Origin of the sequence: Streptomyces sp. 130 (genome assembly GCF_007096885.1) — a bacterium.
Classification (GTDB): Bacteria; Actinomycetota; Actinomycetes; order Streptomycetales; family Streptomycetaceae; genus Streptomyces.
Window position 1 is genome coordinate 232694 of the sequence record NZ_VJNO01000001.1, and the last position, 13642, is coordinate 246335.

At 72.8% G+C, this 13642-nt stretch carries 10 protein-coding genes and 3 tRNA genes; 5 read left to right on the top strand and 8 right to left on the bottom strand.

What is annotated here, in order from left to right:
• Window positions 1-1044 carry an RNA polymerase sigma factor gene (locus FKN01_RS01085; RefSeq protein WP_143615768.1) on the top strand — a complete coding sequence of 348 codons (1044 nt, stop codon included), beginning with the start codon at window positions 1-3 and terminating at the stop codon, window positions 1042-1044.
• A gap of 45 nt (window positions 1045-1089) precedes the next feature.
• Here the strand turns inward: FKN01_RS01085 and FKN01_RS01090 are convergent, their stop codons facing one another.
• From FKN01_RS01090 to FKN01_RS01105, 4 genes are all read right to left on the bottom strand, one after another.
• Window positions 1090-3018, bottom strand: a complete 1929-nt coding sequence (locus FKN01_RS01090; RefSeq protein WP_143615769.1) for an ABC transporter ATP-binding protein — start codon at window positions 3016-3018, stop codon at window positions 1090-1092.
• Complete coding sequence (locus tag FKN01_RS01095) at window positions 3018-4751, bottom strand: ABC transporter ATP-binding protein (RefSeq protein WP_143615770.1); 1734 nt, start codon at window positions 4749-4751, stop codon at window positions 3018-3020. Before FKN01_RS01095 ends, FKN01_RS01090 begins: the two co-directional genes overlap by 1 nt.
• A 136-nt stretch (window positions 4752-4887) precedes the next feature.
• Window positions 4888-6333, bottom strand: a complete 1446-nt coding sequence (locus tag FKN01_RS01100; RefSeq protein ID WP_143615771.1) for an FGGY family carbohydrate kinase — start codon at window positions 6331-6333, stop codon at window positions 4888-4890.
• 69 nt (window positions 6334-6402) lie between these two features.
• Complete coding sequence (locus FKN01_RS01105) at window positions 6403-6708, bottom strand: YtxH domain-containing protein (protein ID WP_143615980.1); 306 nt, start codon at window positions 6706-6708, stop codon at window positions 6403-6405.
• 180 nt (window positions 6709-6888) lie between these two features.
• On the opposite strand from FKN01_RS01105, the gene FKN01_RS01110 reads away from it, so the two are divergent.
• The 3 genes from FKN01_RS01110 (at window position 6889) to FKN01_RS01120 (ending at window position 7278) form a co-directional block, all read left to right on the top strand.
• A tRNA-Asn gene (locus tag FKN01_RS01110) sits at window positions 6889-6961 on the top strand.
• A gap of 5 nt (window positions 6962-6966) precedes the next feature.
• Window positions 6967-7042 (top strand) — tRNA-Asn (locus tag FKN01_RS01115).
• A 162-nt stretch (window positions 7043-7204) separates the two neighbouring features.
• A tRNA-Ile gene (locus FKN01_RS01120) sits at window positions 7205-7278 on the top strand.
• Window positions 7279-7347: 69 nt separating this feature from the next.
• Here the strand turns inward: FKN01_RS01120 and FKN01_RS01125 are convergent.
• On the bottom strand, window positions 7348-8157 hold the full coding sequence (locus FKN01_RS01125; protein WP_143615772.1) for a hypothetical protein: 810 nt from the start codon (window positions 8155-8157) through the stop codon (window positions 7348-7350).
• 65 nt (window positions 8158-8222) lie between these two features.
• Between FKN01_RS01125 and FKN01_RS01130 the strand changes: the two genes are divergently transcribed.
• Window positions 8223-9497 (top strand): MFS transporter, encoded by a 1275-nt coding sequence (locus FKN01_RS01130; protein ID WP_185992705.1) that lies wholly within the window; start codon window positions 8223-8225, stop codon window positions 9495-9497.
• 175 nt (window positions 9498-9672) lie between these two features.
• Here FKN01_RS01130 and FKN01_RS01140 read toward each other — a convergent pair whose 3' ends face one another.
• Genes FKN01_RS01140 through FKN01_RS01150 form a run of 3 tightly spaced genes read right to left on the bottom strand, consistent with a single transcriptional unit; the run spans window position 9673 to window position 13349 of the window.
• Window positions 9673-10479, bottom strand: a complete 807-nt coding sequence (locus tag FKN01_RS01140) for a VOC family protein (RefSeq protein ID WP_143615774.1) — start codon at window positions 10477-10479, stop codon at window positions 9673-9675.
• A gap of 43 nt (window positions 10480-10522) precedes the next feature.
• On the bottom strand, window positions 10523-11896 hold the full coding sequence (locus FKN01_RS01145) for a carboxyl transferase domain-containing protein (protein ID WP_143615775.1): 1374 nt from the start codon (window positions 11894-11896) through the stop codon (window positions 10523-10525).
• Window positions 11889-13349: an acyl-CoA synthetase gene (locus tag FKN01_RS01150; RefSeq protein ID WP_143615776.1), complete on the bottom strand. Its 1461-nt coding sequence runs from the start codon at window positions 13347-13349 to the stop codon at window positions 11889-11891. The genes FKN01_RS01145 and FKN01_RS01150 overlap by 8 nt, the downstream gene beginning before the upstream one ends.
• Between the last annotated feature and the right edge of the window lie 293 nt (window positions 13350-13642).

Genomic DNA, 13642 nt, shown 5'->3' on the forward strand with positions numbered 1-13642 from the left:
GTGCAGACCCGGACCGTCACCGACGCCGAGCGCGCCCCCGCCGTCCCCGTACAGGCCATGGCGGCGCACCACCCCGAAGGGGTCATCGAGGAAGCGGCCGAGCCTCCGGAGCCGCAGGGGAGACCGGAGGCCGGGCCCACCTCGGACCTGTTCCGCCAATACCTGCGGGAGATCGGGCGCATCCCGCTGCTCACCGCCGCCGACGAGGTGGAGCTCGCCCGGCGCATCGAGGCCGGCCTGTTCGCCGAGGAACGCCTCGCCCGCACCCCGGACCCCGACACCCGCCTCGCCGTCGACCTGGACCGGCTCGTCGTCATGGGCCGCACGGCCAAGCGCCGCCTCATCGAGGCCAACCTGCGCCTGGTCGTCTCCGTCGCCAAGCGCTACGTGGGCCGCGGCCTGACCATGCTCGACCTCGTGCAGGAGGGGAACCTCGGGCTGATCCGCGCCGTCGAGAAGTTCGACTACGCGCGCGGCTACAAGTTCTCGACGTACGCGACCTGGTGGATACGGCAGGCCATGTCCCGCGCCCTCGCGGACCAGGCGCGCACCATAAGGGTCCCGGTCCACGTCGTGGAGCTGATCAACCGCGTCGTCCGGGTCCAGCGCCGGATGCTCCAGGAACGCGGCTACGAGCCCACGCCCGAGGAGGTCGCCGCCCACCTCGACCTGACGCCGGAACGGGTCGGCGAGATCCTGCGCCTCGCCCAGGAACCCATCTCGCTGCACGCCCCCGTCGGCGAGGAGGAGGACGTCTCGCTCGGCGACCTCATCGAGGACGGCGACGCCGCGTCCCCCGTGGAGTCCGCGGCCTTCCTGCTGCTGCGCCAGCACCTGGAGGCGGTGCTCTCCACCCTGGGCGAGCGCGAACGCGAGGTGGTCCAGCTGCGCTACGGGCTGGTCGACGGACGGCCCCGCACCCTGGAGGAGATCGGCCGCCTCTTCGGCGTGACGCGCGAACGCATCCGCCAGATCGAGTCCAGGACCCTCAACAGACTCCGCGACCACGCCTCCGCCGACCAGCTCCGCGGCTACCTCGACTGACGCGCGGGGCGCGCACCCGGGGCAGCCGCGGAGCAGCCGTACGGCTCAGTCGACCTCGGCGACCGCCTGGGCGAACTGCGCCGCGTACAGCCGGGCGTAGGCGCCCTTCGCGTCCAGCAGTTCGTCGTGCGTGCCCTGCTCCACGATCGAGCCGTTCTCCATGACCAGGATGACGTCGGCGTCCCGGATGGTGGAGAGCCGGTGCGCGATCACGAAGCTGGTACGGCCGTGCGCCAGGCCCGCCATCGCCTTCTGGATCAGCACCTCGGTCCGGGTGTCGACGGAGCTGGTCGCCTCGTCCAGTACCAGTATCACCGGGTCCGACAGGAACGCCCGGGCGATCGTGATCAGCTGCTTCTCGCCCGCGCTGACCCCGGAGCCCTCGTCGTCGATCACCGTGTCGTAACCGAGCGGCAGGGTCCGGATGAAACGGTCGGCGTGGGCCGCCCGGGCCGCCTCCTCGATCCGCTCCCGGCTGACGTCGCCGGGGGCGCCGTAGGCGATGTTCTCCGCGATGGTCCCGCCGAACAGCCAGGTGTCCTGGAGGACCATGCCGATGCCGGAGCGCAGGTCCGCCCGCGACATCCTCGCGATGTCCACGCCGTCCAGCGTGATCCGGCCGCCCGTCACCTCGTAGAACCGCATCAGCAGGTTGACCAGCGTCGTCTTGCCGGCGCCCGTCGGGCCGACGATCGCGACCGTGTGGCCCGGTTCGACGTTCAGCGAGAGGTCCTCGATGAGCGGCTTCTCCGGGTCGTAGCGGAACGACACGTGCTCCAGCGCCACGCTGCCGCGCAGGACGCCGGGGTGCTCGCCCTCGCCCTTCGCCGGGTCGGCCTCCTGCTCCTCGGCGTCCAGCAGCTCGAAGATCCGCTCCGCCGACGCCACACCGGACTGCACCAGGTTGGCCATCGAGGCGACCTGGGTGAGCGGCATCGAGAACTGCCGCGAGTACTGGATGAACGCCTGCACATCACCGATCGACAGCGCGCCGGAGGCGACCCGGAGCCCGCCGACCACGGCGATCAGCACGTAGTTCAGGTTCGACACGAACATCATCAGCGGCTGCATGATCCCGCTGTTGAACTGCGCCTTGAACCCGGCCTCGTACAGCGCCTCGTTCTGCTCGGCGAAGTCCCTGGCGGACTCCTCCTGCCGGCCGAAGACCTTCACCAGGGTGTGCCCGGTGTACATCTCCTCGATGTGGGCGTTGAGCTTGCCCGTGACCTTCCACTGCTGCACGAACTGCGGCTGCGAGCGCTTGCCGACCTTCGCCGCCACGACCACCGACAGCGGCACCGTCACCAGCGCGACCAGCGCCAGCAGCGGCGAGATCCAGAACATCATCACCAGCACGCCGATGATCGTCAGCAGGGAGTTGATGAGCTGGCCCATCGTCTGCTGCATCGTCTGCGAGATGTTGTCGATGTCGTTCGTCGCCCGGCTCAGCACCTCGCCGCGCTTGGCGCGGTCGAAGTACGAGAGCGGCAGCCGCGACAGCTTGGTCTGGATGTCCTCGCGCAGCTGGAACACGACCCGGTTGATGATCCGGATCGACAGCCGCGTCGACACCAGCATCAGCAGCCCCGCGCCGACGTACACCGCCAGCGCCATCAGCAGGACGTCGCCGACCGCGCCGAAGTCGATGCCCCGCCCCGGTGTGAAGTCCACCCCGGACAGCATGTCGGCCAGGCCGCTGTTGCTCCTGCGCAGGCCCTCGACGGCCTGCTCCTTGGTCGTCCCCGCGTCCATGGACCGGCCGACGACCCCGGCGAAGACCAGGTCGGTCGCCCTGCCGAGGATCTTCGGGCCGACCACGGACAGCCCGACGCTGCCCGCCACCGCGACCAGCATCAGGTACAGGGTGTTCTTCTCGACGGCGAAGCGCTTCAGCAGCCGCTTCGAGGACCCCTTGAAGTCCATGGACCGCTCGGTCGGCGCCCCGCCCATCATGCGTCCGCCAGGCCCGGCCATTACGCGGCCTCCGCTTCCGTCAGCTGGGAGAGCACGATCTCCCGGTACGTGTCATTGCCGTCCATCAGCTCGTGATGGGTGCCGGTCCCGACGACCCGGCCCTCGTCCAGCACGATGATCCGGTCGGCCTCCCGGATGGTGGAGACCCGCTGGGCCACGATCACCACGGTCGCCTCGGCGGTCTCCCGCCCGAGCGCCGTACGCAGCGCCGCGTCGGTCGCGTAGTCCAGCGCCGAGAACGAGTCGTCGAAGAGGTAGATCTCGGGGCGCTGCACCAGCGTCCGCGCGATCGAGAGCCGCTGGCGCTGGCCGCCGGAGACATTGGTGCCGCCCTGCGCGATCGGCGCGTCGAGTCCCCCCTCCAGGCCCTGGACGAACTCCTTCGCCTGGGCCACCTCCAGCGCGTGCCACAGCTCCTCGTCGGTCGCGTCCGGATTCCCGTACCGCAGGTTCGTCGCGACCGTCCCGGAGAACAGGTACGGCTTCTGCGGCACCAGGCTCACCGTCTTCGCCAGCAGCGCCGGGTCCAGCGTCCGCACGTCCGTCCCGTCCACCAGCACCTGGCCGTCCGTCACGTCGAACAGCCGGGGCACGAGCCCGAGCAGCGTCGACTTCCCGCTGCCCGTCGACCCGATGATCGCGGTCGTCTCGCCCGGCCGCGCCACCAGGTCCACCGCCCGCAGCACCGGCTCCTCGGCGCCCGGGTAGCGGAAGTCCGCGCCGCGCACCTCCAGGTGCCCGTGGGCGCGCAGCTCGCGCACCGGCTTCACGGGCGGGACCACGCTGGACTCCGTCTCCAGGACCTCCTGGATGCGCTCGGCGCACACCTCGGCGCGCGGCACCATCATGAACATGAAGGTCGCCATCATCACCGACATGACGATCTGCATCAGATAGGCGAGGAACGCGGTCAGCGCCCCGATCTCCATCCCGCCGCTGTCGATGCGGTGCGCACCGAACCAGACCACGGCGATGGACGACACGTTCACGACGGTCATCACGGTCGGGAACATCAGGGCCATCAGCCGGCCCGTCGACAGCGCCACGTCCGTCAGCTCGGTGTTGGCGCCACGGAAGCGCCCCTCCTCGTACGCGTCACGCACGAACGCGCGGATGACGCGGTTGCCGGTGATCTGCTCGCGCAGCACCCGGTTCACCGTGTCGAGCCGCTTCTGCATCTGCCGGAACAGCGGGCGCATCTTCCGCACGATCAGGCTCACCGCGATCCCGAGGACCGGCACCACCGCGAGCAGCACCGCCGAGAGCGGCACGTCCTGGCCCAGCGCCATGACGATGCCGCCGACACACATGATCGGCGCCGACACCATCAGCGTGAACGTCATCAGGACCAGCATCTGTATCTGCTGGACGTCATTGGTCGTACGGGTGATCAGCGACGGGGCGCCGAACCGCCCGACCTCGCGCGAGGAGAAGGACTGCACCCGGTCGAAGACCGACGCCCGCACGTCCCGCCCGAGCGCGGACGCGGTGCGGGCGCCGATGTAGACGGCCCCGATGTTGCAGACCACCTGGGCGATGCTGACGGCGATCATCACGCCGCCGTACCGGAGGATGTAGCCCGTGTCCCCCCGCACGACACCGTTGTCGATGATGTCGGCGTTGAGGGTCGGCAGGTAGAGCGTGGCGCAGGTCTGCAACAGCTGGAAGACGACCAGCACCGCGAGTGGTTTCTTGTACGGACCGAGATAGGCCCGCAGAATTTTTATGAGCACGCGTGTCTCTCGGAGTCGGCGTAGGGCGGGGGAGCCGACCCATCTTCCGGCACCGCTCGCCGGGACCGCGAACGTTTTTATTCAAGTCCAGGTCAAAAAACGGACCCGGTCCATAATTTCGGCGGTCCGTCCGCACTCACCGTGTCGGTTCGAACGCTCCCGGGTGAATCTGGTCCCGCGTGGCGATGTACTGCTGGCGCACCGCCTGACCCACGGCCAGCTCCTCGCCGGGCTCCAGCACCTGCGCCGCCGCGCCCTGCCAGGCCGGGGGAGTGCGCCCGTCGAGCGCCCCCTGCGAGACCCCGAGCGCCCACGCCGCCTGCCGGGCCGCGCCGAGCGCCGCGTACTGGGCGGGCTGCGGCACGACCACCTGCGTGCCCAGCAGCGCGGGCGCCAGCTGCCGCACCGCGGGCAGCTCGGCCGCCGCGCCCAGCAGGAACACCCGCCGCACCTCCACGCCCCGGCCGCGCAGCACGTCGAGCGCGTCCGCGAGCGAGCAGAGCATCCCCTCGAACGCGGCCCGCGCCAGGTGTTCCGGCTTCATCGACTCCCGCCGCAGCCCGCACAGCGTCCCCGCGGTGTGCGGCAGCTGCGGGGTGCGCTCGCCCTCCAGATACGGCAGGAGTACGAGCCCCGAGGAGCCGGGCGTCGACTTCAGGGCCAGCGCGGACAGGGCGTCCAGCCCCTCCACGTCCAGCATCCCGGCGGTCCCGCGCAGCGCGCGTACGGCGTTCGAGGTGTGCACCACGGGCAGGTGCATGCCCGTCGCGTCGGCGAACGACGTGATCATCCCGGTCGGATCGGCCAGCGCCTCGTGGTGCACGGCCATCACGGAGCCCGAGGCCCCCAGGGACACGACCGCGTCCCCGACCCCGACCCCCAGGCCGAAGGCCGCCGCCATGGTCTCGCCGGTCCCCGCGGAGATGAGCAGCCCCTCCGGCGTCATCCCGGCCGCCTCCGAAGGGCCCAGCACCTCGGGCAGCGCCGCCTGGTGCCCGAGCGCCAGCTCCACCAGGTCCGGCCGGTAGGACTCGCTGCCCGCCGACCAGTAACCCGTGCCCGACGCGGCGCCCCGGTCGGTGGTCCGCCGGGCCGGCCGCCCGAGCAGCTGCCACACCAGCCAGTCGTGCGGCTGGAGCACCACCGCCACCCGCTGCGCCTGCTCCGGCTCGGACCGCGCCAGCCAGCGCAGCTTCGCCACCGGCTGCGCGGCCTGCGGCACCGCGCCGACCGCCTCGGCCCACGCCTGCCGGCCGCCCAGCCCGTCGATCAGATCGGCCGCGGCGGCCTGTGCCCGCTTGTCGTTGCCGAGCAGCGCCGGGCGGACCAGGTTGCCCTGGTGGTCCAGGGGGACGAGTCCGTGCTGCTGCGCGGAGACGCCGATGGCCTGCACCCCTTCGAGCAGCCCGCCGGTGGCGGCCTCACCGAGGGAGAGCAGCCACGCCTGCGGGTCGGCCTCGGTGGCCTTGGGCTCGACGGGGTGGGGGGCGTACCCCTCGCGCAGTACGGCGCCCGTGTCCGTATCGCAGACCACGATGTGTGTGAACGCGGAAGAACTGTCCAAGCCGGCGACTATGCCCATACACAGATTCTGCCGCACCCCCGGAGGTTTCCCGTACCGGTGGTGCGGCAGAGGCGACGGCGGGGCCGGCTAGGTGTTGGTGGTCCCCCAGTCGTCCTCGACGCCTTTCCCGTTCCCGCGTCCGCGCATGGACCGGACCCGGTCCGTCACGGACGCCGGGACCTTGTCGCCCACCTTCTCGCCCACGGCCTGGTACGCCTTCCCCGCGAACTCCCGGCCGCTCTGGGCCGCGGTCTCGCAGGTGTTGCGCACGGCCGGGTTCTGGGCGAACTGGCGTGCGGACTTCTTCAGCTGCTCGTAACGCTCGCGCCCGGCCCGCGTGCCGAGCACGTAACCGAGGGCCACTCCGGCGATGAACGTGAGCCGGTACCGCATGGCTGCCACCCTTCCTTCGCTCCGTGCGACGTGTGCTGCCCGCCTACCCGCAGACGCCCGAGATCACCCAGGCCGATACCGATTGGCAAAGCACCCCCCCGCTTGCGCTAATGTATGTGTCGCAGCGAGCGCGCGCCGCCCGGCATCCGCCAGGCAGGTGCGTTCGAGGCACCGCAGCAATCCCCTGTAGCTCAATTGGCAGAGCAGCCGGCTGTTAACCGGCAGGTTACTGGTTCGAGTCCAGTCGGGGGAGCGCGATCCCCTGTAGCTCAATTGGCAGAGCATTCGGCTGTTAACCGGAGGGTTACTGGTTCGAGTCCAGTCGGGGGAGCCATCGGGAGAGGACCCTTCGGGGTCCTTTTTCGTGTGCCCGGAACCGGGCGGCGGGCCACGCCGTCTTCATGGTCATCAACAGCCGGGCAGCCGCAGCGGGAGATCGTATGACCGGCTATGCTGCGGCAGACGGTGCGCACACTTGTACGCGCCACGCCGAGACGGGGCGGTAGCTCAGCCGGTTAGAGCAGCGGACTCATAATCCGTCGGCCGTGGGTTCGAGTCCCACCCGCCCCACTTCAGCAGAAACGTCGCGGCCTGTGGGAACGCCGCGCCCGCGGTCGTCTGCGGACGTCGGGGGCCCGGTCATGGAGCGCCGGGAAGGCGCAGGTTGCCGTACCTCGGATTGGGTTCCCCGCGCACCGCGTCAGTGACCTCGCCAGGGCATCCCGGCGGCGGGTGGCCCGGTATGCCGCGGACCCCGTAGTAGACGCACACCAGCCGGTCGTCCCCGTAGGGGAGCATCCGGGTCTCGCCGCAGGCGGGGCAGCGGGCGTCCGCGCGGAGGAGCGTACGGGGCTCCGTGAACACGTGGGGCAGGCGGTTGCGCGTCACGGCGGCCCGGGGCAGGGACAGGCCGTAGTGGTCGCCCAGGACGCGGTAGACGTCCGGCATCCCGGTGTCCCCGGAGGCGTCGTCCCCGAAGACGCCGTGGGGGCGGGCGAGGAAACCGGCCTCCGCGACCAGGCGCCGGCTCACCGGGTGGCCGACGTCGCCGGTGCCGTACTCCCGCATCATCCACTCGGTCTCGCCGTCCACGGTCACCGTGACGGCCGGCGGGTCCATGGTGGTGTCCAGGATGTCCACGACCGTGTGGCGGGCCCTGAGGTCTCTGCCGGGGGCCAGCCGGTCGTCGCGGTGCCCCGCCTCGGGTGCCTCCAGGGCGAACGACCAGCCGCCCGCCGCCTCGCCCACCATCGCCCAGTCCGGCAGCTTCGAGGACCCGGGCCCGTGGAAGAACTCCACGACCCCCGGGGCGGAGTCCGGATCGAGGAGCGTGCCCGGCCGAGCGCCCAGGTACCCCGCGAGGGTCTCGGGGGTGACGCCCTTCACCATGGTCAGGGAGTAGCCGTCCCGGCCCAGCTCGTCGTCCAGCCACGCGATCCCGTCGGTCATGGCGGCACTTTAGGGCCTTCCTCAGACATCTCGGCCGGTCGATACCATTCCGCGTGACCGAATCCCTGACCGAATCCGCCGAGCGCGCCGGTGAACCGGCCGCCCGTGGGCGGATACTCGCCGATCTGACCCCTTTGCGGACCTCGCCCGACTACCGGCGGCTGTGGTTCGGGAACACCGTGTCCTGGATCGGGCAGGGGATGACCGCGCTCGCGGTCTCGTTGCAGGTGTACGACCTGACCGGGTCGGCGTTCTCCGTGGGGCTCATCGGGGCGTGCTCGCTGGTGCCGCTCGTGGTGTTCGGGCTGTACGGCGGTGCCGTGGCGGACACCGTGGACCGGCGGAAGCTGGGGCTGGTCAGCGCGTTCGGCTCGTTCCTGCTGTCGGTGGCGCTCGTCGCCATCACCGTGGCCGGGATCGAGCGGGTGGGGGTGCTGTACGGGATCGTCGCGCTCCAGGCCGTCTGCTTCGCGCTCAACTCGCCCGCCCGCAGCTCGATGATCGCCCGGCTGCTGCCCGCCGAACAGCTGCCCGCCGCCAACGCGCTGAACTCGATGACCAGCACCACCGGCACGCTCGTCGGGCCCATGCTCGGCGGCCTCATCGTCGGCTGGTGGGGCTACCGGGCGGCCTACGGGGTGGACGCCGTCACCTTCACGGCCTCCCTCTACGCGATGTGGCGGCTGCCCTCCATGCTGCCCGAACGGGACGACACGGAGGACCGGAAGCGGGCCTCCGTGCTGGACGGGCTCCGCTTCCTGGGGACCCGGCCCAATCTGCGGATGACCTTCCTCAGCGACCTGTGCGCCATGGTGCTCGCCCAGCCCCGCGCGCTCTTCCCCGTCGTCGCCGTCCTCTGGTACGGGGGCGATGCGCAGACCACCGGACTGCTCGTCGCCGCCCCGGCGCTCGGGGCGCTCCTCGGCGGGGTGTTCTCCGGATGGCTCGGCAGCGTCCGGCGCCACGGTCTCGCGGTCCTGGTCGCCGTCGCCTGCTGGGGCGCCGCCGTCGCGGTCTTCGGGCTGACCCGGCAGCTCTGGCTGGGCATTGTGTTCCTGGCGCTCGCCGGGGCCGCCGACACCACGTCCATGGTCTTCCGCAACACCATGCTCCAGGCGGCCGTGCCGGACGAGCTGCGCGGCCGGCTCCAGGGCGTCTTCATCGTGGTGGTGGCCGGCGGGCCCCGGCTGGGGGACTTCATCGCCGGGTCCGCCGCCGACCTGACCTCGCCCGGTCTGGCCGTGACCGGTGGCGGGATCGCGTGTGCCGTCGCGGTGGGGCTGCTCGCGCTGCGGTGGCCCGCGTTCGCCCGGTACGACGCGCGCGACCCCGAGGCGTGACGGGGTTCCTCAGGGCCTGTCCGCCGGGTCACGGCCGGGGTCGCGGCGCCTGGCACGGCACCCCGCCGCGTTGCCGAAACGCCCGAGCGGCTCCGCCATGAGGACGCTCCGCCGCCTTGCGCCGCGCCGCACCGGACGCCGCGACCTGCCCGACCCTGATCCGCCGGACAGGTCCTCAAGCCTCCCTCTCCAGCTTCGGCTTCTCGCCGCCCGTCGTCCCGCTGTCGAACAGCGAGAACGGCGCGCCCTGCGGGTCCGTGAGCGCGGCGAACCTGCCGAACGGAATGGTCATCGGGCCGAACCGCAGCGTCGCGCCCAGCGACTTCGCCTTCTCCACCGCCGCGTCGCAGTCGTCCACCGCGAAGTACACGTTGATGTACGGCGGCACCTCCGGCGGGAAGTCGTCCGTCATCTTCATGCGGCCCATGACCGGGTCGGCGCCCAGGTCGTAGAGCGTGAAGTCGGCACCGTCGTCCACCATGCGCTGCACGCCGTACCCGAAGACCGCCGGGAAGAAGGCGTCCGCCTTCTCCGGGGCACGGGTGAAGACCTCGGCCCAGGTGAAGGCGCCGGGGACCATGCCGGCCTCGAAGCCCTGGTGGCTGCCGGGCTGCCACACGCCGAAGGTCACCCCGCCCGGATCGGTGGCCAGCACCATCGTGCCGAAGCCGCCCACCCGCATGGGCTCCACCAGGACGGTGCCGCCGTTGTCCCGGATCTTCGACGCGGTGGCGGCCGCGTCCGGCGAGGCCAGGTACAGGCACCAGCCGGTCGGCATCCCGCCCGGGTTCGGCGGCATCAGCGCGGCGACCGCCTTGCCGTCCACCCGGGCCTGCGTGTAGTTGCCGTACTCCGGCAGCGAGTCACCGAACGTCCAGCCCAGCAGCTCACCGTAGAAGCGTTTCGCACCCTCCAGATCGGTGAACGTCGCGTCGGCCCAGCACGGTGTGCCCTCGGTCGCTTCTGCGGGCATCGTGGTCATCTCCTCGAACGAGTGAGCACCCCCTGCCCACGCTAGCCAGCCTTCACCTCGCCTGCCCGTCGGCTCGCGGTCCGGCCACCGAGCGGGCCACGCCCAGCTCCACCAGGTCCTGCGGGCGCAGCCGCAGCTGCCCGGCCGTGGCCCGGACCCGGTCCGGGGGGCGCTTCAGGATCGCGGCGGCGAGCTCCGGCGCGATGACCGAGAAGTAGCTGTCCGGGGTGACGTGCGTGTTGTCCGGCGCGGCCAGGGCCAGCGCCCCGCCCGAGCCGCCCTCGCCGATCACCAGCGTCGTGACCGGGACCCGGGCCGCCGCCACCGCCGCGAACGCGTCCGCGATGGCCGCCCCCGCGCCCGCCCGCTCCGCCTCCGCGTCGTTGGCCGCGCCCGGCGTGTCGATCAGCGTGAGGACCGGGACGCCCAAGCGGTCGGCGAGCCGGATCACCCGGGCCGCCGTCCGGTAACCGGCCGGGCGGGTCGCCGTACCGCACTGCGCCACGTACGCCACCGCACGCCCTTCGCGCAGCCCGAATCCGCAGAGCAGCCCCGGGTCCGTGCCGCCGCAGCGGTCGCCGCTCAGCGGAAGGCGCGCGTCGAAGTAGGCGTCCAGATAGGCGCCGGCGCGCGGCCGGTCCGCCGCCCGCGCGCGGAGCACGGCGTCCCAGCCGGTCTTCGGCGGTTCCGCCGCCGCGAGCGCCGCCGGGACCGGGGCGGGGGAGGGCGGTGCGTCCGGGCGGGCGAGCAGGCCGAGCCAGGAGCCGACCACGGCCGGCAGCTCCCCGGGCGCCACGACCGCGTCGACCGAACCGGCCGCGAACTGGCCCTCGGCGGTGTACGCGGCGGGGTCGGCGTCGGCCGGACGCACCCGTGACCCGGCGAACCCGATCTGCGCCCCGGGCACCGCCAGGATCACATCCGCGCCCGCGCCCAGCGTGGCCCAGCCGCCCCCGGTCGTCGGGTCGCGCAGGACGGCGAGCTGCGCCGGGCCCGCCTCCCGCAGCCGGGCCGAGGCACGGGCCACCCGCTGGAGCTGGGTCAGCGCGATCATGCCCTCCTGCATGCGGCTGCCGCCCGTGGCGATCAGCGAGACGAGCGGCAGCCGCCGGGTGACGGCCTCCTCGTACGCCGCTTCGAGCCGGTCCCCGGTGCGCTGCCCGAGCGACCCGCCCAGGAACCCGAACTCGAACGAGATCAGCACGCACGGGTGCCCGCCGACCACGGCGGTGCCGTGCACGACGGACTCCTGCTCGCCGGTACGGGCGGCGGCCCGGGCCCGCGATGCGGCGTAGCCGGTCCAGCCGAGCGGGCCGTCGCCCCCGGTGTCCCCGGCCGGGGCGGCGGACTCGGCCGGGGCTGCGGACTCGGTGAAACGGTCGGTGAGCGCGGCGATCGCCTCGCGTGCCGTCAGCCGCTCAGCCATGGAGCGCCCGCTTCATGATCTTGCCCAGGTCGTTGCGGGGCAGCGCGTCCAGGTAGCGGACGGCGCGCGGGCGCTTGTGTGGGGCGAGCTGGGCGGCGACATGGTCCGCCAGCTCCCCGGCGGTGGGCGGGGCGGCCGGGTCGGCGGGCACCACCCAGGCCACGATCCGCTCGCCGAGGTCCGCGTCGGGTTCGCCGGTGACCGCCGCCTCCCGCACGCCGGGGTGGTCGAGCAGCGCGTTCTCGATCTCCCCGGCGCCGATCTTGTAGCCGCCGCTCTTGATCAGGTCCGTCGCCCTGCGGCCGACGATGCGCACATAGCCGTCCGGGTCGACCGTGGCCATGTCTCCGGTCCGGAACCAGCCGTCGGGGGTGAGCGCGGCGGCCGTCGCGTCGGGCCGGTTCAGATAGCCGGTGAACAGATTGGGCCCGCGCACCTGGATCTCGCCGATCGCGTCCGCGCCGGTGAGCGGGGTGCCGTCGTCCTCGACCAGGCGCAGCTCCACCCCGCGCAGGGGCGGCCCGACCGTGCCGGGGCGCGGGGCGCCGTCGGCCCGCACGCCCGTGTTCATCAGGGTCTCCGTCATGCCGTATCGCTCGATGACCCGGCGCCCGGTCGCCGCCGTGATGCGCTCGTGGTCGTGGACCGGCAGCGCGGCCGACCCGGAGACCAGCAGCCGGGCGCCCGCCAGGGCCTCGGCGAGCCCGGCCGACGCGTCCGGGTCCGCCAGCGCCTCCGCGAGCCGGTGGTACATGGTCGGCACACCGAACAGCATCGTGCCGCCCGCGGCCAGCTCCCGGGCCACGCCGTCCGGCGAGAACCGGCCCAGGTGGCGCACCGAGCCGCCCCGGCGCAGGGGGCCCAGCACGCCGAGGATCAGCCCGTGCACGTGGAACAGGGGGAGCGCGTGCACCAGGACGTCGTCGGCGGTCCACCGCCAGGCGTCCTCCAGCGCGTCCAGCGAGGCGGCGAGCGCCCGGCGGGGGAGGACGGCGCCCTTCGGCGGGCCGGTCGTCCCGGAGGTGTACACGACGAGCGCGGGGGACTCCGGGTCCGGTTCGGGGAGACCGGCGGCGGGCGCGACATCCGGGGGCGCGGTGGTGACGTCCAGGCGTTCCAGGCCGGCCAGGGCGGGCGGGAGCACCTCGTCGGGCGAGGCGAGCACCAGTGCGGGCGCGCTGTCCGCGACGATGTGGGCCAGCTCCCGTTCCCCCGTCTTCGGGTTCAGCGGTACGGCCGGCACCCCGGCCCGGAGCGCGGCGACCACCGCGACGACGGTGTGCGCGGTCGGTGTGGCCCAGACGGCGACCCGGTCCGCGCCGGTGAGGCGGGCCGCCAGGGCGTCGGTGACCCGGGCCAGGCCGGAGTAGGTGAGGGTGACGTCGTCGAACCGGACGGCCTCGCGGGCGGCTGCCGGACCGGTCACGTCCTGGAGTGCGGGCAGAAGTGGCATCACCCTGCGCACCCTAGATCGCGGCGCTTCCCCCGGCCCCGCGAACCGGCGCGAATGAGTCCCGCCTCACGCCCCGGCGCACGGCGCCGTCTGACGCCCCGGCGCGCGGCCCGTCTGACGCCTCGGCGCACGGTGCCGTCTGACGCCTGGCGCACGGTCCGCCTGACGCCTGGCGCGGGCGGTCCGTCTCAAGCCCGGCGCGGGCGGTTCGCCTGACGGCTTGGCGTTCGCGCTCCGTTCCTAGCCCAGTGTGGGCGGCCCGCCTGACGGCTCGGCGCGCGGCCCGTCTGACG

Excerpts from the sequence above, each read along its gene's own strand:
- FKN01_RS01100 (WP_143615771.1), bottom strand. The coding sequence starts at position 6,333 with ATGGGCATAGTCGCCGGCTTGGACAGTTCTTCCGCGTTCACACACATC.
- FKN01_RS01090 (WP_143615769.1), bottom strand. The coding sequence starts at position 3,018 with ATGGCCGGGCCTGGCGGACGCATGATGGGCGGGGCGCCGACCGAGCGG.
- FKN01_RS01125 (WP_143615772.1), bottom strand. The coding sequence starts at position 8,157 with ATGACCGACGGGATCGCGTGGCTGGACGACGAGCTGGGCCGGGACGGC.
- FKN01_RS01140 (WP_143615774.1), bottom strand. The coding sequence starts at position 10,479 with ATGACCACGATGCCCGCAGAAGCGACCGAGGGCACACCGTGCTGGGCC.
- FKN01_RS01150 (WP_143615776.1), bottom strand. The coding sequence starts at position 13,349 with ATGCCACTTCTGCCCGCACTCCAGGACGTGACCGGTCCGGCAGCCGCC.
- FKN01_RS01145 (WP_143615775.1), bottom strand. The coding sequence starts at position 11,896 with ATGGCTGAGCGGCTGACGGCACGCGAGGCGATCGCCGCGCTCACCGAC.
- FKN01_RS01105 (WP_143615980.1), bottom strand. The coding sequence starts at position 6,708 with ATGCGGTACCGGCTCACGTTCATCGCCGGAGTGGCCCTCGGTTACGTG.